The following is a 23433-nucleotide window of genomic DNA, read 5'->3' on the forward strand; positions in this document are numbered from 1 at the left end:
TACGGGGCGTCGCCCGCGGGCGGCACGTCGCCGCCGTGCCTGAACGCGCGGCACGCCCCGTTGGTAGACGTTGGTAGAAAGGCCCCGCTCACCGCCGTGTCCAGTCTCTTCGCGCGCCTGCGCAGCTGGAGCAAGCGGCCCGTGTCCCTCGCGACCGTCGACGTCGCGCACACCGCGCCGCCCTCCCCGTTCGCCCCGATCGACCTGACCGACCGCGCGCAGGTCGCCGCCGTGATGGACATCGCGGCACGCATCGGCGACATCCTGCTCAGCTCCGGGACGTCCAACGCGGACACGAAGGTGCAGATGCGCGCGGTGACCTCGGCCTACGGCCTGTACTGGTGCCACAGCGACATCACGATGAACAACATCACGATCTTCGCGCAGATCGGCACCGTGCAGAAGCAGCCCGTCACCGTCTTCCGCGTCGTGCGCTCGCTGACCACCGACTTCTCCAAGCTCTCCGCCGTCGACCGGCTCATCCGCTCCATCCAGGACGGCACCACCCCGCCCGAGGCCGCCGAGAAGGCCCTCGACGAGCTCGAGCCCAAGCGCGGCGTCTACGGCCCGCTGACCGCCGTCTTCGGCTGGGGGCTGCTCGGCGGCGCGGTCGCGATCATGCTCGGCGGCTCCTGGCTCGTCGGCCTGATCGCGTTCGTCACCTCGATGCTGATCATGGGCGTGGGCAAGCTGCTCAACTGGTACGGGCTGCCCTACTTCTTCCAGTGCGTCGCCGGCGGCATCATCGCCACCATCCCGGCCGCCGTGGTCTGGGCGCTGGTGGAGAACCACGCCGCGGAGATGAGACCGAGCCAGATCGTGGCCTCGGGGATCATCGTGCTGCTGGCCGGCCTGACGCTCGTGCAGTCGATCCAGGACGCCATCACCGGCGCACCCGTGACCGCCGGCGCCCACTTCTTCGAGACCCTGCTGTTCACCGGCGCGATCATCGCCGGCGTCGGCATCGGCCTGCAGCTTGCGGACCTGGTCGGCGTGGACCTGCCGCCGCTGGAGGCGGTGTCCACCCGCAACCCGCAGACCTACCCGGTCCGCGTCATCGCCGCCGCGCTGACCGTCATGGGCTTCGCCATCGGCTCCTACGCCGAGTGGTCCGCGGTCGCCCTCTCCGGCCTCGTCGGCGCGTTCGGTGCCGCGATGTACCACGGCATGGTGATGTTCCTCGGCTTCGGCGACGTCACCGCCTCCTCCCTGGCCGCCGTGGCCATCGGCCTGACCGGTGGCCTCTTGGCACGCCGCTTCCGGGTCCCGCCGCTGATCTCCGCGATCGCCGGCATCACCCCGCTGCTGCCGGGCCTGGCGGTCTACCGCGGCATGTACGCGGCGATGTCGGACCAGATGCTGCTCGGCTTCACCAACATCGTGCGCGCGCTGGCCATCGCCTGCGGCCTGGCCGCCGGCCTGGTCCTCGGCGAGTGGATCGCCCGCCGCATCCGCCGCCCGCACGTCTTCCGCCCCTACCGCGCGCTGCGCCGCGCCGGGCGGGTCACCTTCGCCCAGGCCAAGCGTGCCGCCGCGCGTCGCGACGCCCGCATCGCCGCCGAGGCCCGCGCCGTGCGCCCCCGCCAGCGCTGGCTGCCCCCACGCCCCCAGCGCCGCCACCGCCCCGAGGACCCCGGCCAGCCCTAGGACGGAGATTTCCGACGTCCCGTGCTCCGCCGTCGGCGCATCCCGCGCCGTCAGTGCCCCATCGGCGGTGCGATCCCCCACCGCCGGCGCATCCCCCGATCCCGCCGTCGGCGCGCCCGCGCCGACGCCCCACACACCCACGCCGCGCGGGCTCGCGACGGGGCCCGGCGCGCGGCGTCGTCAATTGAGCGCCCGATACCCCCTAACCAGGGCCGTCGGGCCGGCTCGGGGCCGGTGGCGTAGAATGGTGGCCCTGTCGGCCGGGCCCGTCCCGGCCTCTCACATGCCCGCGCCAGTTCCAGGAGGATCCGTGCCGCCCAAGGTCACCGAGAACCGTCCCAGCCCCGAGTCGCTGCACAAGGTCGAGGAGGAGACCGCCGCCTCCGCCCGCGGCGTCGTCGCCAGCTACGCCGAGGACGTCGTCGACGGGGTGACCCTGATGTGCATGCTCGGCGTGGAGCCGGAGGGCCTGAACTACCGCAAGTTCGCCGAGGCCCACGGCCTGCCCGACCCGGCCGAGGAGGAGAAGGGCAAGAAGTCCTCCAAGAAGTCGTCGAAGAAGGGCTCCAAGAAGTCGACGAAGAAATCGTCGAAGAAGGCGTCCAAGAAGTCCACGAAGAAGACGACCAAGAAGGCCGCCAAGAAGTCGACGAAGAAGACGACGAAGAAGGCGTCCAAGAAGTCCACGAAGAAGTCCTAGGCGGTCGGCCCAGCATGGACAGCCCCGCCAACGACGCACTTGCCGGCTCCGACACGGGGGCCGGCTCCTTCGTCGTCGTGGCCAACCGCCTGCCCGTCGACCTGGAGCGCGCCGCCGACGGCACCCTCGAGGTCAAACCCTCCCCCGGCGGACTCGTCGCCGCCCTCTCCCCGGTGCTCGAGCAGCACCGCGGCTGCTGGGTCGGGTGGCCCGGCGTCGTCGGCGAGGTGCCCGAGCCCTTCCGCACCGACTCCGGCGTGCTGCTGCACCCGGTCGCGCTGAGCGAGGACGACTACCGCGACTTCTACGAGGGCTTCTCCAACGCCACGCTGTGGCCGCTCTACCACGACCTGATCGCCACCCCGACCTACGACCGCTCCTGGTGGGCGGCCTACCGCGAGGTCAACCTGCGCTTCGCCGAGGCCGCCGCGGAGGTCGCCGCCGAGGGCGCGACGGTGTGGGTGCAGGACTACCAGCTCCAGCTCGTTCCGGGCATCCTGCGCCAGCTGCGCCCCGACGTCACCGTCGGGTTCTTCCTGCACATCCCCTTCCCCTCGCCCGATCTCTTCCGCCAGCTGCCCTGGCGCGAGGAGGTCGTGCGCGGGCTGCTCGGCGCCGACCTGATCGGCTTCCACCTGGCCGGCTGCGCGCGCAACTTCCTCGAGCTGACCCGCCAGGTCGCCGGCCGCGCGGGCTCCCACACGGGCCTGCCGGACACCCTCGAGGTCTCCGGTGACCCCTCGGTGCGCGAGATCTCAGCCCACGTCACCGCCCCGGACGGGCGCCGCGTCGGGGTGGGTGCCTTCCCGATCTCGATCGACCTGGACTCGATCGCGCACCCGGACCCCGCCGAGGTCGAGGCTCTGCGCGCGGACCTGGGGCACCCGGACCTGCTGATGCTGGGCGTGGACCGGCTCGACTACACCAAGGGCATCCTGCAGCGGCTGCGCGCCGTCGAGGAGCTCCTCGAGTCCGGCGCGATGCCGCAGACCCGCTTCACCGTGCTGCAGGTGGCCACGCCCTCGCGCGAGCGCATCGAGCACTACCGCCAGGCGCGCTCCGAGGTCGAGGAGGCCGTCGGCCGCATCAACGGCCGCTTCGGCGAGCCGGGGCGCCCCGTGGTGGAGTACCTGCACCGCTCGGTGCCCAAGGCCCGGCTCGCGGTCTTCTACGCCGCCGCCGACATCATGCTGGTCACCCCGTTCAAGGACGGGATGAACCTGGTGGCCAAGGAGTACGTCGCCGCGCACCCGGACGGCTCGGGCGCGCTGGTGCTCAGCGAGTTCGCGGGCGCGGCCGAGGAGCTCGCCGAGGCCCACCTGTGCAACCCCTTCGACCTGGACTCGATCAAGCGCGCCATCCACCAGGCCGCCGCGGACCTGGCGTACCGTCCCGGGGAGGCCCGCGCGCGGATGCTCGCCATGCACCGCCAGGTCAGCGAGCACGACGTCGACCTGTGGGCGCGGTCCTTCCTGCACTGTCTGGAGGAGAGGCGATGACCTTCCGCTTTCCGACGTCGCGCCCGGGTGCGCGGGGCGGTTCCCGCGCGGTCGCGGGCGACTCCCGCGCGGCGGGTGCTTCCCGCCGTGGTGCCTCCCGCCGTGGTGCCTCCCGCCGTGGCGGTGCCCGCGCCGCCGGCGCGCTGGGCGCCGCGCTCGCCGTGGGGCTGCTCAGCGGCTGCGCGCAGGATCCCCTGATCGGCGAGACGACCTGGCAGGTCACCGCGATCTACACCGAGCCGGGGGCCACCGCCGCCGTGCCGGGCCCGGCCGCGGGCCTGGCCCAGCTGGCCTTCGGCACCTCGACGGTCAGCGGCTTCACCGGGTGTGTGCCGCTGCAGGCCGAGGCCGCCTACACCGACGCCGCCGGCGAGCGGCGAGACCCGGAGGACGCCGAGCGCGTCACCTTCTCGCGCGTGACCGTCAACGACGCCCCCGAGGACTGTGTGGGCGGGGCGCGCCACGTCCACGACGAGCTGGTGGCCCTGCTGGACGGCCCCTTCGAGATCTCACACCCCGGCGACTCCGAGATGGTGCTCACCCAGGTCTCCGACGCGATCGACGCGCCGGCGATCCGCCTCGTCGCGGGCTGACAGCGCGCCCGGTTCCGGCCGCGCCCGGTTCCGACCGCATCCGGTTCCGGCCGCCCGGCGCACCGTCTCGCGCGCCTGAGACCCGGCTCCACTTCCCCGCGCGGCGCGGGGTGCGCCACAGGCGGGGCCGACCGCTGGGTCCGCGGGCCGGGCTGCCGATAGCATGAGCGCCATGAACCACGACCAGGCTTCCACGCCCACCTCGTCAAAGTCCGCCCCCACCGTCGCCGAGCTCGCGGCCGTCGACCGCCTGCTGGTGGTCTGCGACTTCGACGGCACCCTGGCCTGGCACAGCTCGGACCGGCTCAACGTCCCGGTCGACGAGAACGCCATCGAGGCGCTGCGTCGCCTGGCCCTGATGCCGGGCACCGACGTGGTGATCCTCTCCGGGCGCATGATGGCCGAGCTGTCGGAGATCTGCCCGCTGGATCCCCCGGTGCGCAAGGTCGGCTCCCACGGCGCCGAGCCGGAGGGCTCGGAGAACCTGCTGACCGACGGGCAGCAGGCCGCCCTCGACGCGATCACCGAGCAGCTCGAGGCGCTGTGCGAGGGCAACCCCTGCTTCGTGGAGTTCAAGCCCTTCCAGCGCGGCCTGCACTACCGCCCGGTCGCCGGCACCCCGATGGCCGAGCAGATGCGCCAGGCCGCGCTGAACATCGACCCGCACGGCGCTCACATCACCGACGGCCGCATGATCGTCGAGTTCTCCGTCTCGGACGCGACGAAGGGCACCTGGATCGCCGCCGAGCGCGAGCGCCTCAACCCGGACGCGACCGTCTTCCTCGGCGACGACACCACCGACGAGCGCGGCTTCGCGGTGCTCAGCGAGAACGACCTGGGCGTCAAGGTCGGCGAGGGCGAGACGAAGGCGCGCGCCCGCGTGGCGGACATCCCCGGCGTGGCCGCGTGGCTCACCGAGCTTGCCGACGCCCGCGCCGCGCGCGCCTAGGCGGTTCCCTTCCGCGGGGCGGCCACGGTCGCCCCGGGGGCGAAGGTCGTGTCCAGCACGACGCGCTCGTGTTCACGGGCGTGGTCTGACAGGCGGGCGTCGACGGCGTCGGCGAGCAGGCGTGCGGCCACCTTCCCCTTCTCCACGTTGGGCTGCACGACGGTGGTCAGCCCCGTCTCCAGGGCGCGCGAGACCCCGTCGAAGCCGGTGACCGAGAGCTCGCCGGGCACGTCGATGCCGTGGTCGCGGGCGTAGTCGAGCACGCCGAAGGCCATCGAGTCGGTCGTGCAGGCCACCGCGGTGATCCCGGGGTGGGCCTCGAGGAGCTCGTGGGCGGCGTCGTAGGCGTTGCGGGGGTCGTTGATGTGCCGGGTGACCACAGGCACGGTGGCCGGGTCGACTCCGGCGGCGGCCAGCTCGTCGAGCACGCCGCGGATGCGGTCGCGCTGGATGTGCAGGGCGGCCCGGTCCAGCTGGTCGAGGTCGACCGCGCCCGAGGTCGGCTCGGCGAGCAGGCGGATGGCCAGCACGCCGACGCGGCGGTGGCCCGCGTCGACCAGGGCGCGGGCGGCCGGGGCGATGGCGGTGCGGTCGTCGATGCCGACGAAGTCGGCGCCGGCGACGTCACCGGGCTGGCCGCAGACGACCACGGGCAGCCCGCGGCCCTGGGCGGCGGAGAGGTAGGGGTCGCCCTCCGCGACGGAGTAGACGAGGAAGCCGTCGACCACGGCGGCTGCCACGGGCGAGGTCGGTGAGGTCGCGTCCGGGCCGACGGGGATCAGGGTCAGCGAGGTCTGCGTGCCGGCGGTGGCCTCGGCGACACCGGCGAGGAAGTCCACGGAGGCGCGGTCCTCGAAGGCGTAGGTGAGGTCCTCGGTGAGCACCACCCCGATCGCGCCGGTGCGCTTCGTGCGCAGGGAGCGGGCGGCCGGGTCGGGGCCCTGGTAGCCGCGGGCGACGGCGGCGGCGAGGATGCGCTCGCGCAGCTCCGCGGAGAGCTGTTCGGGGTGGTTGTAGGCGTTGGAGACCGTCGTGCGCGAGACCCCGAGGTCGGCGGCCAGGGAGGCCAGGGTGGGGTGACGCTGCGATCGACGGGGCATGGCACCAGAGCCTACGCGCCCGGGACACATGCGTCGGGACGCTTTTTCAATACGTTTTCATGTTGACACCCGTTTTCATTAATGGTTCCTTGGGGTCATGCGAAAGACTTTCTCCCCGAAGCCGGCCGCCCGCCGAGGCGGCCTGATCCGCACGGCCGCCGCCCTCGGCGCGGCCGTACCCCTCACCGCCGGCCTGGCGGCGTGCTCCTCGGACTCCGCCGAGGGCCCGAACGCCGGCGGCGACACCGACAACCCGGACGCCGAGATCAAGGTCGTCGCGTCGACCTCCGTGTGGGGCGACGTGGCCCGCGCGGTCACCGACGACGAGCGCGTGGCCGTCACCCCGGTGATCACCGGCGACGACGTCGACCCGCACCACTTCGAGCCGACGGCCGCCGACATGGCGCGCGCCGAGGAGGCCGACATCGTCGTCGTCGGCGGTGGCGGCTACGACGCCTGGCTCTACGAGCCGCTCGCCGAGAAGGGCGAGGAGGCGCCGCTGATCGTGCACGCCCTGGACCTCGTCGGTCACCACCACCACGAGCACGGTGAGGGCGAGGGTCACGACCACGAGCACGGTGAGGGCGAGGGTCACGACCACGAGCACGGTGAGGCCGAGCACGACCACGAGCACGCCGAGGGTCACGACCACGACCACGAGCACGCCGAGGGCGAGCACAGCCACGACGAGGCCGAGGGCCACGACCACGGCGACACCGAGGCCCACGAGCACGAGCACAACCACGGCCACGCGGACGCCGAGGGCGACCCCGCCGGCCGCGACGCCGAGGGCCACGTCGACGCCGAGGCCAACGAGCACGTCTGGTACGACCCGGAGTCCGTCGCCGACGTCGCCGAGGACGTCGCCGAGGCGATCCACGAGATCGACCCGGACATCGAGACGCACGCCGAGAAGGTCGAGGAGCGCCTGGACGGCCTGCACGAGAAGCTGCACGGCATGCCCGCCATCCGCGTCGCGCAGACCGAGCCGATCGCCGACCACCTGCTCGCCCACTCGGACGTCCAGGAGGTGACCCCGGAGGGCTTCCGCCGCACCACGCTCAACGAGGGTGAGCCCTCGGCCGCCGACGCCGCCGCCTTCCTCGACGCCATCGACAACGACGAGATCGACCTGCTGGTCTACAATCCGCAGACCGCCACGGACCTGACCGACCGCCTGCGCGACACCGCGGAGAAGAAGGGGATCACCATCGTCGAGATCCCGGAGACCCCGCCGAGCGACAAGAACTTCCTCGACTTCTTCACCGAGACCGTCGACAATCTCACACAGGCCGCTGACAGTTCCGAAGCTGCTTAATTCGTGACCAGGTAATAGACTCGTCAGGTGCTCTCTTTTCTCGACGGTCAGGTACTTCTGACCCTTTTCATAGTCATCGCCGCGGGCGCGGCCTTCGGCGCGATCCCCTTCGGGCCCCTGCGCTTCGGCGCGGCGGGCTCCCTGTTCATCGGTCTCGCCGTCGGCGCCTTCGTCGACCTGCCGGAGGAGTCCCTGACGATCTTCCAGGACCTCGGCCTGGGCATGTTCGTCTACATGGTCGGCCTCGAGGCCGGTGAGACGTTCTTCAAGAACTTCCGCGAACAGCTCCTGCCCATGGGCGCGGCGATCCTGTCGGTCTCCGCCGCCGCGGCCGCCGCGGTCTTCGGCGCCCAGCTGCTGGGCATCACCCGCGAGGTCGCCCTCGGTGTCTTCTCGGGCTCGCTGACCTCGACCCCGTCGCTGGCCCTGGCGACCGACCAGACCGGCTCCGAGGCCCCGGCCGTGGGCTACTCGCTGGGCTACCCCACCGGCGTGGCCCTGGCCATCCTCGTCGTCGCCTTCACCATCAACCGTGAGTGGAAGGCCCGCAACGACCAGGTCGACCCGGACGAGAAGAAGATCCGCATGGCGCGGATCAAGGTCACCATGGACGTCTCCGAGGCCGACATGGAGGCCCTCGAGGAGGAGTGGGGCGACCAGTTCCAGGCCGCCACCATCATCCGCGACGGTCACCGCAGCGTGCTCACCGAGTTCACGGACGTGCGCAAGGGCGACACCATCGCCGTGCTGGGCACCAAGGCGGCCCTGCCGGAGATCATCCGCAAGCTGGGCAAGCGCGTCGGCCAGCTGTCGATGCGCCGCGACAACCACCTGACGATCCAGAGCTTCCGCGTCTCCAACCAGGACATCGCCGGCAAGTCCGTCGGCGACCTGCCCTTCCTGGCCTCCCGCAACGCCCAGGTCATCCGCCTGCGCCGCGGCGACGAGGTCATGCTGGCCCACGACGAGATCTACCTCGAGTACGGCGACATCGCCGAGGTGGTCATGCCGACCACGCGCACCGAGCAGGTCCGCCAGTACTTCGGCGACTCCGTGCAGGCCTTCTCCGAGCTCGACTGGATCGCCGCCGCCGGCGGCCTGGCCCTCGGCTTCCTGCTGGCCCTGCTGGAGATCCCGCTGCCCGGCGGCTCCTCCTTCGCCCTGGGCGCGGCGGCCGGCCCGCTGATCATCGGCATCATCCTCGGCGCCGTGCAGCGCACCGGGCGCACCGCCTGGCAGCTGCCCCGCACCGCGAACTACACCCTGCGCCAGCTGGGCCTGATGATGTTCCTCGCGGCCGTGGGCACCGCCTCCGGCCCCGCCTTCGTCAACACCGCCTTCACCCTCGAGGGCCTGGTCACCATCGGCCTGGCCGCGCTGACCGCGCTCGTCGGCTGCGGCGTCTACCTCGCCGTCAGCTGGGGCGCGGGCCAGTCGGCCACGCGCGCCAACGGCGGTCTGGCCGGCGTGCTCGGCCAGCCGGCCGTCCTCCAGTACGCCCTGGAGAACGAGAGCGACTCGCGCATCATGTCCGGCTACACCGCGACCTTCGCCCTCGCGCTGATCTACAAGATCCTCGTCATCCCCGTCATGGTCATCGTCTGACCGGCCATGACCCGCTGACCCGGACACATCCCCGACCGGAAAGCCGTATGCTCGCCACACTCACCGACGCCGCCGTCGACCCGCTCTGGTCCGGCCTGGACCTGGAGATCGACCGCGGTCAGTTCCTCACCGTCCTGGGCCCCAACGGGGTGGGCAAGTCGACGCTGCTCGGCGTGTTCACCGGCACCCGCCGGCTCACCGGCGGCACCGCGCGCGTCGACGCCCGCGTCGGGCTGATCCCGCAGCAGCGCATGTTCCCCGCCGGCCTGCCGCTGCGCGCCGGTGACCTGGTCTCGCTCTCGCTGGCCCACGGCGTGTTCCGCAACCGCCGGGCGGGCCGCGCCCGGGTGGCCGAGCTGCTGCGCCGCGTCGGCGGCGAGGGCCTTGCCGGGCACCGCGTCGGCACGCTCTCCGGCGGCCAGCAGCAGCTGGTGCGCCAGGCGCAGGCGCTGGCGGGCGACCCGGAGCTCCTGCTCGCCGACGAGCCGCTGCTCTCCCTCGACCCGGCCGCCGCCCAGCGCACCGTCGCGATGCTGCGGGCCCACTGCGACGCCGGTGGCGCGGTCGTCTGCGTCACCCACGACATCAACCCGGTGCTCGAGGCCACCGACCGGGTGCTCTACCTGACCCCGGGCGGGCACGTCTCCGGCACCGTCGCGGAGGTGATGGACCCGAAGGTCCTCTCCCGCCTCTACGACACCCGCGTCAACGTCGTCGAGGTCGACGGCCGTCTGGTGGTGGTCTAGGTGGACCTCAACCAGTTCCTCGCCGACACCGGCTACCTCCTCCAGGTCGACTTCGTGCGCCAGGCGCTCATCGCCTCCGCGCTGCTGGGCCTGGTCTCCGGGGCGATCACCCCGCTGATCGTGCTGCGCAAGATGTCGTTCTCCGTGCACGCGACCAGCGAGCTCGCCCTCATGGGCGCCTCGGCCGCGCTGCTGGCGGGCGTCGGCGTCGGCTTCGGCGCGGTCGCCGGCGCCGTGGTGGCCGCGGTCGTGCTCGCGCTGCTGGGCATGCGCGGCCAGCAGGACAGCGCCATCGGCGTGGTCATGAGCTTCGGGCTCGGCCTGTCGGTGCTGTTCATCCACCTCTACCCCGGCAACTCCCGCACGGCCTTCGCGCTTCTGACCGGCCAGATCGTCGGCGTGTCCGGGGCGAGCGTGCGCGCGCTGGCGGCCGTGACCGTCGTGGTCTGCGTGCTGCTCGTGGTCTTCTGGCGCCCGATCCTCTTCGCCTCCGCGGACCCGGCGATGGCCCGGGCCGCCGGCCTGCCGGTGCGCCTGATCGCCGTCGGCTTCGCCGTGCTCGTCGGCCTCACCGCCGCCCAGTCGGTCCAGATCGTCGGCGCCCTGCTGGTCATGGCGCTGTTGATCACCCCGGGCGCGGCCGCCGTGCAGGTGACCGCCTCGCCGGTGCGCGCGGTGGTGCTCTCCGTGGTCTTCGCGGAGGTCTCCGCCGTCGGCGGCCTGATCCTCTCGCTGGCGCCCGGCCTTCCCGTGAGCGTCTTCGTGACCTCGATCAGCTTCGCGATCTACCTCGTCTGCCGGCTGATCGGCTGGTGGCGCTCGCGCGGCGTGCAGCGCGACGAGGCCGCCGTGGCCCGGCGCAGCACGGGCCCGATTAACGACGTCGCGCACGGCGCCGTCGGCGCCGACCCCGCCGTCCCGGGTGGTTCCGGCACCGGCGCCGCCACAGGTACCGCCGGCGGTCCCGCCACCGGGCCGGCCGTCCCGGGCGCCTCCGGCGTCCCCGACCGCCCCACCGGGGACTAGGCGGTACCGTGCGCGCGCTGCTGGGCGCGGTGCTCGTGGCGGCGGTCGGCTGGCTCGCCGCCACCGACCCGGGGGCACTGGGGGACGCCGCACTGCGGCTCGCACCTGTCCTCGGCTTCGTCGCCGCCATCTCGGTGGTGGTCAACCTCGCCGCCCGCGCCGGGGCCTTCGACACGGTGGTCGCCGCGCTCGGCCGGCTGCCCGGGATGTCCGGGCGCGCGGGCGCCTGGGCGCTGGTGACGGCTCTCGCGGCCGTCTCGACCGCCTTCTTCTCCCTGGACACCACGGTCATCCTGCTCACCCCGGTGGCCGTCGGACTCGCCCGGGCGCGCGGGCTCGAGGTCCTCGCCCTGGCCCTGCCGGTGATCTGGACGGCCAACATCGCGTCGCTGTGGCTGCCGGTGAGCAACCTGACCAACCTGCTCGCCGACGCCGCCGGGCGCTTCGACACCGCCGGCGGCTTCACCGCGGCCGCCTGGCCGGTCTCCGGGGTCGCCTTCCTCGTCGCGCTGGCGGCCTCGGCCGCCGCGCTGCTCGTCTACGGGCGCACCGCAGTGCCCGCGGGCGGCGGCCGGAGCACCCGCCCGGGCGCGTCCGGGACGCGCCCCGGCCACGCGGCAGCCGGAACGGAACCGGGACGGGTGGGGCGCGACGTCGGCAATTCCGGGGCGCACCGGCTGCACGCGCTGAGCCTCGTGGTGCTCGCCTGCACGCTGCCTCTCCTGGCCACGCCACTGCCCTACTGGCTGACGGCCGCCGTCGCCGCGGGCGTGCTCGCGGCCGGCTTCGCCGTCGGGGAGCCCGGCGCGCTGCGCGCGGACCTGGTGCCGTGGGGTGCGCTGCTCGTCGCGGCCGCGCTGTCGGTGGCCGCCGCGGCGGTGCACGCCTCGGGCCTCAGCGCCGGGCTCATCGCCGCGCTGGGCGGGGTCGGGGTGCCGGGTACGGCCGCGGCCGGCGCGGTGGCGGCGAACCTGGTCAACAACATCCCGGCCTACCTGGCCCTGGAGCCGGCCGCCGCGGCCGGGCCGGAGACGCTCGCGTTGCTCGTCGGGGTCAATGTGGGCCCGCTGGTCACCCCGTGGGCCTCGCTGGCGACCCTGCTGTGGTTCGATCAGCTGGCCCGCCGCGGCGAGCCCGTGCCCTGGCGGGCGTTCGTCCTGCCGGGCCTGGTGCTGGCGCCGGTGGCCGTGGCGCTGTGCACCCTGGCGGTGTGAGCGCCCCGGCCGTGTGAGCGCCCCGGCCGTCTGAGCGCCCTGGCAGTCTGAGCGGCCTGGCAGTCCGAGCACGGCGTAGACTGCCTATCCATGAGTTCCGCCGAATACTCCGTCGAGACCGTGCACCTGACCCACGACGGGCTCGACCGCCGCGCCCGCGTCATCGTGCCCGAGGCCCTCGGCGAGCGCCCGGGACTGCTGATCTTCTTCCACGGCTCGCGCCAGTCCGGCAACGTGATGCGCAACTTCACCGCGAACACCTTCGACGAGCTGGCCTGCCGCCTCGGCTGCGTGCTCGCCTACCCCGACGGGGTGGGCCGCCACTTCAACGACGCCCGCCGCGCCCTGCCCGAGCAGGCCCGGCGCGACGACATCGACGACGTCGGCTTCACCCGCGCGCTGATCGACCTGCTGGTCGAGCGCCACGGCGCCGACCGCGACAACGTGACCGGCCTGGGCTACTCCAACGGCGGGCAGATGGTCATGCGCCTGCTGCGCGACGCCCCGGGGCTGCTGCACGCGGCCGTGGTCTTCGCCGCGACCTGGCCCGCGCCCGGCCACGAGCTGCCCGGCGTGGAGCTGCCGGGCGACCTGCCCTCCGGGGCCGTCGCCGACGGTCAGACCGACGGCGCGCGGCCGGTCGAGGCGCCCGGGTGGGTGCCCACCCCGTGCCTGTTCATGCATGGCACGGCCGACCCGATGGCCGGCTACCGGGGCGGTGCGGTGGGCATCGACGAGCGCAGCTACCGCGGCCACGCCCTGTCGGCGCCGGAGTCGGCGGCGAAGTTCGCGGGGCTCAACGGCGTCGGCGGCGACCCCGAGGTGAGCGAGCCGGTGCCCGGCGTGGAGCTGGAGCGCTGGGGTGCCGCCCCCGGCGACGCCGCCCACGCGGTCACCGAGCTGTGGACCCTGCTCGACGCCGGACATGTCATCCCCTCCGGCACCGAGACCGCCGAGATGCTCGGCCCCGACTGCGACGCGGTCATCGCCGCCGAGGTCGTCGGCGACTTCCTCGAGCGGCTCCGCTGAGTCCGGGGCCGCCGGGCCCGGCCCGGGGCAGGCCCGCGTCAGTCCCGCGCGGCGGGGCCTCGCCCCGCCTGTCCGCTATCAGTCCCGCGCGGCGGCGCGGCGCTGGCGGGCGAACTCGCTGAGCACCACGCCGGCGGCGACGGAGGCGTTGAGCGACTCCACCCACGCGGCCATCGGGATGCTCATCAGCACGTCGCAGTGCTCGCGCACCAGCCGCGAGATGCCCTTGCCCTCCGAGCCGACGACGATGACCACCGGGTCGGTGCCGCCGTCGTAGGTGTCGAGCGTGTGCTCGCCGCCGGCCTCCAGGCCGACGACCTGGTAGCCGTTCTTCTTGAACTCCTCGACCGTGCGGGTCAGGTTCGTCGCCCGGGCCACCGGCACGCGCGCGGCGGTGCCCGCCGAGGTACGCCAGGCCACGCCGGTCACCGAGGCGGAGCGACGCTCCGGGATGACCACGCCGTGACCGCCGAAGGCCGCCACCGAGCGGATGACCGCGCCGAGGTTGCGCGGGTCGGTGATGTTGTCGAGCACGACGATCATGCCCGGCTCGTCGAGGTCGGCGACCCGGCCGATCAGGTCGTGGACGTCGGCGTAGCGGTACGGCTGGATCTGCAGGCCGATGCCCTGGTGCAGGCCGTTGCCCGTCATGCGGTCGAGCTGGTGGCGCTGCACCTCGTCGACGGGCAGGTTGCGCGAGTGCGCGATGGCGACGGCCTCGGAGAGGCGGTCGTCGTTGCCCGTGCCGGCGGCGATGATCAGCCGCTCGGCCGGCACCTTGGCGTGCAGGCACTCGACGACGGGGTTGCGGCCGACCACCAGGTCGACGTCGCGCTCGTGGCGCCCCGAGTCGCGGCGGGTGCGCTCCTGCTTGCGCTTGTGCGCGGCGTGGTAGACGCGGTCCTCCGCCTTCGGCGTGGGCCCCTTGCCCCGCAGGCTGCGACGGCCCCGGCCGCCGGAGCCCTTCGTCGCGCCCTTCTTGTTGCCGCCGTTGCCCTTGACGTGTGGCTTCTTTCCTGCCATCAGGTCCCCTTCACGTGAATCCCCGACGCGGGAGTCCCTGAAAGGAACCTCAGGCGCCCGCACCGGCCTTGTCGCGGCGCGCGCGGGCGCCGATCTCCCCGGCAACCCTACCGCCCGCGCAGGTCAGGTAGAAACTGTGCGAGTCAGGCCAGGGACCACTGCGGGCCGTCGGCGGTGTCGGTGACCGTGACACCCGCGGCGGCCAGCCGGTCGCGCACCGCGTCCGCGGTGGCGAAGTCCTTCTCGGCGCGCGCCTGCGCGCGCCGGTCCAGCTCGGCGCGCACGAGCGTGTCCAGGGCGACGTGCGCGGCGTCGTCAGTCGAGCCGCCGGCGTCCAGCCACTTCTCGGAGAGCGGGTCGACGCCGAGCACGGCGGTCATCGCGCGCACCTGGGCGGCCACGGCGGCGGCCTCCTCGACCGAACCGGCGGCCAGCGCGGTGTTTCCGGCGCGCACGGCCCGGTGGATCTCGGCGAGGGCACGGGGCACGGCGAGGTCGTCGTTCATCGCCTCGGCGAAGGCCGGCGTCCACTCGCCCGGCTCGATCTCCCCGGCGGCCTCGACGGCGCGGTGCAGGAAGTCCTCGATGCGCCGGTAGCCGGCGGCCGCCTCGGTCAGCGCGGCCTCGGAGTACTCGAGCACGCTGCGGTAGTGGGCGCTGCCCAGGTAGTAGCGCAGCTCCACGGGGCGGACCAGGGTCAGGATGTGCGGCACGGAGAGCACGTTGCCCAGCGACTTCGACATCTTCTCACCGGACATGGTCACCCAGTGGTTGTGCAGCCAGTAGCGGGCGAATCCGTCGCCGACGGCGTGGGACTGCGCCTGCTCGTTCTCGTGGTGCGGGAACTGCAGGTCCAGCCCGCCGCAGTGGATGTCGAACTCGGAGCCGAGGTACCAGGTGGACATCGCCGAGCACTCCAGGTGCCAGCCGGGGCGGCCCGGGCCCCACGGGGTGGGCCAGGACGGCTCGCCCGGCTTGGCGGCCTTCCACAGCGCGAAGTCGTGGGGGCCGCGCTTGCCGCGCGAGTCCGGCTCGCCCTGCTCCATCTCCTCGACGCGGTTGCCCGACAGGGAGCCGTAGTCGGAGCCCTCGGCGGCGGACCAGGCCGCGACGTCGAAGTAGACCGAGCCCTCTGCCGCGTAGGCGAAGCCGTTGTCGATCAGCCGGCGCATGTAGTCGACCATCTGGGTGACGTGGCCCGTGGCGCGCGGCTCGACGCTCGGCGGCAGCACGCCGAGGGTGTCGTAGGCGCGGGTGAACTCGCGCTCATAGGTGGACACCCACTCCCACCAGGGCCGGCCGTGCTCGGCGGCCTTGTTGAGGATCTTGTCGTCGATGTCGGTGACGTTGCGCACGAAGGCGACGTCGAGGCCCTGGGCCAGCAGCCAGCGGCGCAGGATGTCGAAGGCCACTCCGCTGCGCACGTGCCCGATGTGGGGCTGCGACTGCGGGGTGGCACCACACAGGTAGATCGAGGCGTGGCCCTCCCGCAGCGGCTCGAAGGGGCGGGTGGTGCGCGTCGCGGTGTCGTAGAGCCGCAACGTGCCGGTCTCGGGGGTCTCTCGCTGTGCAGTCACGTGCCCAATACTAAGCGACGCGCCCGCCGGGCCCCGGTGTGAGGCCCGACGGACGCGACGTCAGGGGGTTACCGCCCCGGGATCACTCGGGCTTGTTCGCCTCCGCGAACTCGTAGTACTCACGGTTGGCCAGCCCGGCGGCCGCCTCCTCGTCGACGACGACGGTCGCGTGCGGGTGCCACTGCAGGATCGAGGCCGGGCAGGCCGCCGACAGCGGCCCCTCGACCAGCTTGGCCACGGCGTCGGCCTTGTTGGCGCCGGTGGCGATCAGCAGCAGCCGCCCGGCGCGCTGGATGGTGCCCAGCCCCTGCGTGAGCACGTGGCGGGGCACCTCCTCGGCCGAGTCGAAGAAGCGGGCGTTGTCCTTGACCGTCTGCGGGTGCAGGGTCTTCAGGCGGGTCACGGAGTTCAGCGAGCTGGTCGGCTCGTTGAACCCGATGTGCCCGTTGACGCCCACGCCCAGAAGCTGGCAGTCGATGCCGCCGGCGGCGAGGATCTGCTCCTCGTAGATCCCGCCCGCCTTGTGCGGGTCCGCCGTGCCGTCCGGCACGTGCAGGTGCTCCGGGTCCACCTCGAGCGGGTCGATGAGCTCGTCGCGCAGCGTGCGGTAGTAGCTCTGCGGGTGGTCGTGGTCGAGGCCGACGTACTCGTCCAGGGCGAAGAACTCCACGCCCTCGGCGGAGAGCTCACCGCGGCCGTGCCGGGCGATCAGCTCGTGGTAGGTGGCGATCGGCGTCGAGCCGGTGGCCACGCCGAGGACCCCGCCCGGCCGGATGTAGCCGGCCAGGATGTCCGCGGCGACCTCGGCGACCTCTGCGGCGGTGTGACGGATGACAACTTCCATGATGTTCTCCTCAGTCTCTCTCGGACCCGGTCAGCCGCCGCCCGGCGGCGAAGACCTCGGTGACGTGGCCGGCGGCGTCGAAGACGACGAACTCGGCCGGGTTGCCCACGTGCAGTCCCTCGTTCTGGTCCAGGCCGAGCAGCCGGCCCGGGCGCAGCGACGCGGCGCGCACCGCACGGGTGAAACCGTGGCGCGCGGCGAAGCGGGTGACCTGCCGGGCCAGGGTGCTCGTCCCGCCGGCGATCGCGCCGGGGGTGCCGTCATTGGTGGCCAGGCGGGCGACCCCGTCCTCGACGACCACCTCGAGCGGCCCGAGCACGTAGCTGCCGTCCGGCATGCCGGTGGCCTCCATGGCGTCGGTGACCAGCACCATGTTGTCCCCGGCGGCCGCGGCGCACAGGTCGACGGTGCCGTCGGCCAGGTGCACCCCGTCGCCGATGACCTCCACGACCGCGCGGCCGGCGGTGGCCGCGGCCAGCAGGGCCGCGACGGCGCCCGGCTTGCGGTGGTGCAGCGGGGGCATGGCGTTGAACAGGTGGGTGGCCGTGACGGTCGCGCCGCGCCCGACGGCGTAGTCGACGACCTCGGCGGTCGTCTCGTAGTCCGCCATCGTGTGGCCCAGCGAGACGATCACGCCGCGCTCGGCGCACAGGTCGACCAGCGCGCGGGCGTTCGGGGTCTCCGGGGCGAAGGTGATCGAGCGCACGATGCCCTCGCCGGCGTCGAGGACGCGCTCGAACATGGCCGGGTCGCCGTCCTGGATGCGGTCGGGCGCCTGGGCACCGCACTTCTCGGTGTTGACGAAGGGCCCCTCGAGGTGGACGCCGGCGAGCGTGCCCTCGGCCACGAGCGGGGCGACCACGCCGAGCTGGCGGGTCAGCTCCTCCTCGGTGCCGGAGACGAAGCTGGCCAGAAGGCGCGTCGTGCCCTGGCTGCGGTGGTAGTCCGCGGCCCGGCGGCACTCCTCGAGCGTGCCCGTGGGGAAGGCGCCCCGCGCGCCGCCGTGGTTGTGCACGTCGACGAAGCCGGGCGTGATCACCGGGCCGGAGGCACCGGCCGGGTCCGGCCGCGGCCCGCCATCGGCGCCGGGCTCGGCGATGTCGACGCGGGCGACGGTGCCGTCGGCGTCGACGGCGACCTCACAGTCGCGCGGCTCGTCGATGCCGTTGACCAGGGTTCCGCGGAACACGTGTGCGGACATCAGTGGTAGTCCACCTCCACTGCCTTCTCGCCGGCGACGGCGGCGCCCGTGTGGGCGGCGCGCACCGCGGCGACCTTCTTCTTGTTGGTCACGACCACCGGGGTGGTCAGGTCGACGCCCTTCTCGCGCAGGTCGGCGGCCGCCACACGGGCGATCGGGGTGCCGATCTCGACGGTGTCGCCCTTGGCGACGAGCACCTCGAGGCCCTCACCGGCCAGCTTGACGGTGTCCAGGCCGATGTGGACGAGGACGTCCAGGCCCTCGGCCGTGCGCAGCGCGACGGCGTGGCGGGTCTTGGGCACCATGATCACGGTGCCGGCGACCGGGGAGCCGTAGACCAGCTCGTCGGTCTCGGCCGGCTTGACCGCGAAGCCCTCGCCGACCGCACCGCCGGAGAACGCGGGGTCCTCGACCTTGTCGAGCGCGATGACCTCACCGGCCACCGGGCAGGCGAGCTCGGTGGTGCCGGCGACGGGCGCGGACGCGCCCGCGTCGGCCGGCGCGGCGTCGGCAATCGGGGCGGAAGTCGCGGAGACGGCGACCGGGTGCTGCATCTGGCGGCGCACCTCGTCGTGCACGAACTGCACGTTCGGGCCGATGACGACCTGGACGGCCTTGTGCGAGGGGTGGATGACGCCGGGCACGTTGGCGGAGCGGATCACCGCGTCGTCGACCAGCTCGGGGTCGACCACGGTGGTGCGCAGGCGGGTGGCGCAGTACTCCATGGAGTCGATGTTGTCGGCGCCGCCCAGGCCCTGCAGGATGCGGGCGGACTTGGCCACCAGCGGGTCGTCGGAGGAGAAGACCTCCTCGGTGGCCTCGGCGGCGGCCTCGTCGTCCTCACGACCCGGGGTCTTGAGGTTGAGCCAGCCGATGACCAGGTAGAACACGCCGAAGTAGACGAAGAAGTAGATCACGCCGAGCAGGAGCAGCATCCACCACTTGTTGGCGAGCGGGTTCTGGGAGCTCAGCAGCATGTCGACCAGGCCGGCGGAGAAGCCGAAGCCCGCGGTCCACTGGAAGAAGGAGGCGATGGCCAGCGAGATGCCGGTCAGCAGCGCGTGCAGGACGAACAGCAGCGGCGCGGCGAACATGAAGGAGAACTCGAGGGGCTCGGTGACGCCGGTCAGGAAGGCGGCCAGCGCGCCGGCGAGCATCAGGGAGCCGACGACCTTGCGGCGCGGGCCCTTGGCGCGCAGCGTCATGGCGAGCGCGGCGCCGGGCAGACCGAACATCATCACCGGGAAGAAGCCGGCCTGGTACTGGCCGATCACGCCGACGACGTCACAGGTCGAGCCGTCCCAGACACCGGGGCAGGTCGCCGCGCTGGTGGCCGCGTCGGCGGCGGCGAGGGTGTCCGCGCCACCGAGGAACTTGCCGATGTCGTTGATGCCGACGACGTCGAACCAGAAGATCGAGTTCAGGGCGTGGTGCAGGCCGGTCGGGATGAGCAGGCGGTTGACCACGCCGTAGATGCCGGCGCCGAACGCGCCCATGCCCTGGATCCACTGGCCGAAGTGGAACAGGCCGTTGTAGAGCAGCGGCCACAGCAGGTAGAAGACCCCGGCCAGCACGATCGAGAAGAAGGAGGTCAGGATCGGCACGAGGCGGCGGCCCGAGAAGAACGCCAGGGCGTCGGGCAGGCGGGTCTGGTGGAACCGGTTGTAGGTCCACGCCGCCAGGATGCCGACGACGATGCCGAGCAGCACGTTGCCGGTGCCGATCGCGTCCCAGCCCTGGGAGGCCCAGTCGAGGGCCTCCTGGCCGGTCAGGGCCTCGGGGTCCTCGATGCCGCGGTAGCCCGCGACGGCCTCGGGGCCGACGATGAGGGTGACGGTGACGAATCCGAGGAAGCCGGACAGCGCGGCCGCACCGTTGGAGTCCTTGGCCAGGCCGAAGGCGATCGCCACGGCGAAGAGGACACCGAGATTGCCCAGGACGGCGTTACCGGCCGCCTGGAAGACACTTGCGACGGTGGCGAGGTTGTCGCCGCCGTTCGACTCGAGGAAATAGCCGACGCCCATCATGAGGGCGGCGACGGGCAGGACCGCCACCGCGCCCATGAGGGCTTTGCCTAGCTTCTGAAGAGGAGCCATGATCTTGTCCACGGCCGTTCTCCTTTAGTAGAGCCGGCGGGGGCGACCTTCCGCGGAGGCCCCGTCGGGAAATGGCTGCACCCGGTTTCTCCGGGCTGAAAGTCTTAGATGTCCGCCTTCGCCAACGCGTCCAGCAGATTGCGGTAGTGGCTCCGCACCGCCGCGCGGTAGGCGCCGGGGTCCTCGGCGACGATGGCGTCGACCATCTCGTCGTGGGAGTCGACGCTGCTGGCCCACTCCTTCGAGGTGGCCAGGCCGAGGGCCGGGGCGACCTGCATCTGCACCCGCCACATCGCGTCCGAGAGCTCGCGGACCAGGTGGTTCTTCACGTGGCTCATCAGCAGGGTGTGGAAGTGGTGGTCCTCCTCGAGGAAGGGCTCACCCGCGTCGGCGTGGGCGCGCATCTGCGCGACGACCCCGTGCAGCTCCTCGGCCTGCTCGGGCGTCAGCGCACCCATCAGTCCGGTGGTCACGGCGGTGTCGAGTCCGTAGCGGACCTCGACGATGTTGCGCATGCGCTCCACGGAGCGTTCGGAGTCCACGAGCGTGCGGAAGACCAGGCCCTCCACCAGCGGGCTCAGCGACATCCCCGACACGAACGTGCCGTAGCCGTGGCGCACCTCGACGATGTCGAGCGTGGCCAGGGTGCGCACGGCCTCGCGGATCGAGGAGCGCGAGCACCCGAGGTCTTCGCACATGTCCGCCTCGGAGGGCAGCAGGTCCCCCTCGACGAGTCCGTGGTTGCGGATGTAGTCCTTGATTCCCTGGGCCGCCGCCTGGGCGGCCGAGCGGTGCCGGAGGCGTCCCCGGCCGGTGAAATCTGGCACTTCTAGGTCTCCACCTGTAGTTCGTGGACCCGGGCGCCGACCCACCGGAGGGCTCCGGGGGCGACGTCTGGAGTCAGAGGTCGAAATCAGACATCTGACCTAAGCATAGACCGTAGGGTGTAGGTCGACGGAAGTCCGGAGTACATAAACGGGGGTGAATTTGGGGGTGAGTTAGCGCACGTGGCGCGTGCCACGGCGTGGCGTGCCCGCCGACGCCGCGTGCGACGCACCCACGGCGCGCACGTGCCGACCCGGCCGCGTCGCTTGCCGACGCCGCGGTGGTCACCCCCGGCGGACCGGCGTCAGCGCGTGCGCCAGACGACGGCGGTGGCCACGGCGGCACGCCCCTCCCCGCGGCCGGTGAAGCCCAGGTGGTCGGTGGTCGTCGCCGAGACGCTGACCGGCGCGCCCAGCGCGGCGGAAAGCACGCGCTCGGCCTCGGCGCGGCGCGGGCCGACCTTCGGGGTCTGCCCGATCATCTGCACCGCGGCGTTGCCCACGGTGAAGCCCTCCCCCGCCAGCTTCTCCGCGGCGATCTCGAGCAGGCGCGCGCCGGAGACACCGGTGTACTCGGCGCGGCCGACCCCGACCAGGGAGCCCAGGTCGCCGAGGCCCGCGGCGGAGAGCACCGCGTCGACCACGGCGTGCGAGACGACGTCGCCGTCCGAGTGGCCCTCGCAGCCGTCGGCGTCCTCGAAGAGGAGCCCGGCGATCCAGCACTCGCGGCCGGCCTCGATGCGGTGGGCGTCGGTGGCCACGCCGACCCGGGGCACGGGCGCGGGCACGGCGGCACCGGCGCCCGCGGACTCGGTCGCGGGCGTGTTGTTCTCGCGGGGCGTTTCGGTCACGGTCACTCCTGGTTCAGTCGGTCTCGGGGGCGGAGGAGGTGGACCCCGCCGCGGCGCCGGGGTCCCCGGGCGCGGCGTCGTCGGCGGGTGTGGCGTCGTCGGAGGGGGCGGCCGCGTCCGGGACGTCGAAGACGGTCGGCTCGGCCTCGTCGACGATGGTCTGCGCCAGCTTCAGGTCCAGCGGGGTGGTGATCTTGAAGGCCATCGGGTCGCCCTGCACGCAGGTGACCTCGGCGCCGTGCCACTCCATCAGTGAGGCGTCGTCGGTGGCGGTGAAGCTCGGCTCGGTCTCGGCGAAGTAGGCCTCGTTGGCGGCGCGCAGCGCGGCCAGGTCGAAGCCCTGCGGGGTCTGCACCGCGCGCAACGCCGAGCGGTCCGGGGTGCCCAGCACGCGGGCGCCGTCGACACGCTTGACGGTGTCGACCACGGGCAGCACGGGGATGACGGCGGGCGCGCCCTCGAGCACGGCGCGCGCCACGCGCGCGATCATGCCGGGCGGGGTGAGGGCACGCGCGGCGTCGTGAATCAACACCACGCCCTCGGAGCCCTCGATGGCCTGCAGGCCCGCCCACACGCTGTCGGCGCGCTCGCCGCCGCCGCGCACGATGCGCACGCGCGGTGCGCCCGAAGAGGCGCTGCCGGGGGTGGGCAGAATGCCGCGGCGGGCGAGCAGGTCGGCGGCGTAGCCCTCCATGTCGGCGCTGGCCAGGACGATGATCTCATCGACGACCTCGGCGGTGACCATCGCGGTCACCGAGCGCTCGAGCAGGGTGCGCCCGCGCAGGGGGACGAAGGCCTTGGGCACCCGCGCCCCGAGCCGGGTGCCGCGCCCGGCGGCGGCGACGAGCGCCGTGACGTGCCGGTCAGGCATCCTCGTCGTCGAAGCTGAGGTCGTCGAGGTCGACGTCGGTGCCGTCCGGCTTGACCTCGGCGTCGGTGGTGGGCAGGCCCGCCGCCTCGCGCTGGGCGCGCAGGTCCTTGTCGGCCTCCGCGAGGATCTTCTCGCCCTTCTTCTTGTCGCCGAGCTCGGCCAGGGCGATCTCGCCGACGAGCACCTGGCGCGCCTTGGAGAGCATGCGCTTCTCACCGGCGGACAGCCCACGGGACTGGTCGCGGCGCCACAGGTCGCGCACGACCTCGGCGACCTTGTTGACGTCGCCGGAGGCGAGGCGCTCCTGGTTGGCCTTGTAACGGCGGGACCAGTTGCCGGCCTCCTCGACGTCGGTCAGCCGCATCACGTCGAACAGGGCGCGCAGGCCCTTGTCGTCGACGACGTCGCGCACGCCGACGAGCTCGGCGTTCTTGATGGGCACACGAACCACGAGGTCGGACTGGTTGACCTGGAGCACCAGGTAGTCCAGGGTCTCTCCCCCGATCTCCCGCTGCTCGATGTCCTTGATCACGGCGGCGCCGTGATGGGGGTAGACGACGACCGACCCGACCTTGTAATCCATGGGCTCCTCCTTGCGCTGCGGCAGACACACGGAGCGCCCATTCTACCACGGGCGTTTTCCGGCCCTGCCTGCACTCCCGGCGTTCACGCGGCCGCTTGACGACGTCCCGCCCGCCGCGCCGTGGGCGCGGGGCGGTG

Annotated in this window: 20 protein-coding genes and 1 pseudogene; 11 read left to right on the forward strand and 10 right to left on the reverse strand. The window is 72.9% G+C overall.

Annotated elements, in window-relative coordinates; all coding sequences use genetic code 11:
• Positions 1-96: 96 nt before the first annotated feature.
• The 5 genes from thrE (at position 97) to otsB (ending at position 5388) form a co-directional block, all read left to right on the forward strand.
• Positions 97-1647 (forward strand): threonine/serine exporter ThrE, encoded by a 1551-nt coding sequence (thrE, locus tag CFRA_RS09950; protein WP_075664522.1) that lies wholly within the window; start codon positions 97-99, stop codon positions 1645-1647.
• A gap of 310 nt (positions 1648-1957) precedes the next feature.
• Positions 1958-2347 (forward strand): hypothetical protein, encoded by a 390-nt coding sequence (locus tag CFRA_RS09955; protein WP_075664523.1) that lies wholly within the window; start codon positions 1958-1960, stop codon positions 2345-2347.
• Positions 2348-2361: 14 nt separating this feature from the next.
• On the forward strand, positions 2362-3846 hold the full coding sequence (locus CFRA_RS09960; RefSeq protein WP_075664524.1) for an alpha,alpha-trehalose-phosphate synthase (UDP-forming): 1485 nt from the start codon (positions 2362-2364) through the stop codon (positions 3844-3846).
• Entirely contained in the window at positions 3843-4439 is a 597-nt protein-coding gene (locus CFRA_RS09965) for a hypothetical protein (protein WP_083666952.1), read from the forward strand. Before CFRA_RS09960 ends, CFRA_RS09965 begins: the two co-directional genes overlap by 4 nt.
• Before the next feature lie 172 nt (positions 4440-4611).
• The gene (gene otsB, locus CFRA_RS09970; protein WP_075664525.1) at positions 4612-5388 is read left to right on the forward strand and encodes a trehalose-phosphatase; all 777 of its coding nucleotides are present in this window, start codon (positions 4612-4614) and stop codon (positions 5386-5388) included.
• Here the strand turns inward: otsB and CFRA_RS09975 are convergent.
• Positions 5385-6488 carry a LacI family DNA-binding transcriptional regulator gene (locus CFRA_RS09975; RefSeq protein WP_075664526.1) on the reverse strand — a complete coding sequence of 368 codons (1104 nt, stop codon included), beginning with the start codon at positions 6486-6488 and terminating at the stop codon, positions 5385-5387. The two genes, otsB and CFRA_RS09975, sit on opposite strands and share 4 nt — an antisense overlap.
• A 97-nt stretch (positions 6489-6585) precedes the next feature.
• On the opposite strand from CFRA_RS09975, the gene CFRA_RS09980 reads away from it, so the two are divergent.
• The 6 genes from CFRA_RS09980 to CFRA_RS10005 all read left to right on the forward strand — a co-directional run bounded on the left by CFRA_RS09980 (position 6586) and on the right by CFRA_RS10005 (position 13426).
• Positions 6586-7806: a metal ABC transporter solute-binding protein, Zn/Mn family gene (locus tag CFRA_RS09980; RefSeq protein WP_075664527.1), complete on the forward strand. Its 1221-nt coding sequence runs from the start codon at positions 6586-6588 to the stop codon at positions 7804-7806.
• 27 nt (positions 7807-7833) lie between these two features.
• Positions 7834-9411, forward strand: coding sequence for an aspartate-alanine antiporter-like transporter (locus CFRA_RS09985; protein WP_075664528.1), 1578 nt, complete (start codon positions 7834-7836; stop codon positions 9409-9411).
• Between the two features lie 47 nt (positions 9412-9458).
• Complete coding sequence (locus CFRA_RS09990; RefSeq protein ID WP_075664529.1) at positions 9459-10157, forward strand: metal ABC transporter ATP-binding protein; 699 nt, start codon at positions 9459-9461, stop codon at positions 10155-10157.
• Positions 10158-11183, forward strand: a complete 1026-nt coding sequence (locus tag CFRA_RS09995) for a metal ABC transporter permease (protein WP_083666954.1) — start codon at positions 10158-10160, stop codon at positions 11181-11183.
• Positions 11184-11191: 8 nt separating this feature from the next.
• Entirely contained in the window at positions 11192-12397 is a 1206-nt protein-coding gene (locus CFRA_RS10000) for an SLC13 family permease (RefSeq protein ID WP_075664530.1), read from the forward strand.
• A gap of 90 nt (positions 12398-12487) precedes the next feature.
• On the forward strand, positions 12488-13426 hold the full coding sequence (locus tag CFRA_RS10005; protein ID WP_075664531.1) for a CE1 family esterase: 939 nt from the start codon (positions 12488-12490) through the stop codon (positions 13424-13426).
• A gap of 78 nt (positions 13427-13504) precedes the next feature.
• On the opposite strand, the gene rlmB is transcribed toward CFRA_RS10005, so the two are convergent.
• The 9 genes and pseudogenes from rlmB to CFRA_RS10050 all read right to left on the reverse strand — a co-directional run bounded on the left by rlmB (position 13505) and on the right by CFRA_RS10050 (position 23296).
• A complete protein-coding gene (rlmB, locus tag CFRA_RS10010; RefSeq protein WP_075664532.1) occupies positions 13505-14449 on the reverse strand; it encodes a 23S rRNA (guanosine(2251)-2'-O)-methyltransferase RlmB in 945 nt (314 codons plus the stop codon).
• A 143-nt stretch (positions 14450-14592) separates the two neighbouring features.
• On the reverse strand, positions 14593-16026 hold the full coding sequence (gene cysS, locus CFRA_RS10015; RefSeq protein ID WP_075664533.1) for a cysteine--tRNA ligase: 1434 nt from the start codon (positions 16024-16026) through the stop codon (positions 14593-14595).
• Positions 16027-16108: 82 nt separating this feature from the next.
• The gene (gene nagB / locus CFRA_RS10020; protein WP_075664534.1) at positions 16109-16870 is read right to left on the reverse strand and encodes a glucosamine-6-phosphate deaminase; all 762 of its coding nucleotides are present in this window, start codon (positions 16868-16870) and stop codon (positions 16109-16111) included.
• A 10-nt stretch (positions 16871-16880) separates the two neighbouring features.
• Positions 16881-18071, reverse strand: a complete 1191-nt coding sequence (locus CFRA_RS10025; protein ID WP_075664535.1) for an N-acetylglucosamine-6-phosphate deacetylase — start codon at positions 18069-18071, stop codon at positions 16881-16883.
• A complete protein-coding gene (nagE, locus tag CFRA_RS10030) occupies positions 18071-20179 on the reverse strand; it encodes an N-acetylglucosamine-specific PTS transporter subunit IIBC (RefSeq protein WP_211272329.1) in 2109 nt (702 codons plus the stop codon). Before nagE ends, CFRA_RS10025 begins: the two co-directional genes overlap by 1 nt.
• 92 nt (positions 20180-20271) lie before the next feature.
• Entirely contained in the window at positions 20272-20994 is a 723-nt protein-coding gene (locus tag CFRA_RS10035; protein WP_075664536.1) for a FadR/GntR family transcriptional regulator, read from the reverse strand.
• Between the two features lie 302 nt (positions 20995-21296).
• Entirely contained in the window at positions 21297-21779 is a 483-nt protein-coding gene (gene ispF, locus CFRA_RS10040) for a 2-C-methyl-D-erythritol 2,4-cyclodiphosphate synthase (RefSeq protein ID WP_075665009.1), read from the reverse strand.
• 181 nt (positions 21780-21960) lie between these two features.
• Positions 21961-22713: pseudogene (gene ispD / locus CFRA_RS10045) on the reverse strand (2-C-methyl-D-erythritol 4-phosphate cytidylyltransferase); the annotation flags it as partial.
• Positions 22706-23296 carry a CarD family transcriptional regulator gene (locus CFRA_RS10050; protein ID WP_075664537.1) on the reverse strand — a complete coding sequence of 197 codons (591 nt, stop codon included), beginning with the start codon at positions 23294-23296 and terminating at the stop codon, positions 22706-22708. The gene CFRA_RS10050 and the pseudogene ispD, both read right to left, overlap by 8 nt.
• Positions 23297-23433 lie beyond the last annotated feature (137 nt).

It is taken from the genome of Corynebacterium frankenforstense DSM 45800, assembly GCF_001941485.1.
Taxonomy (GTDB): Bacteria; Actinomycetota; Actinomycetes; order Mycobacteriales; family Mycobacteriaceae; genus Corynebacterium; species Corynebacterium frankenforstense.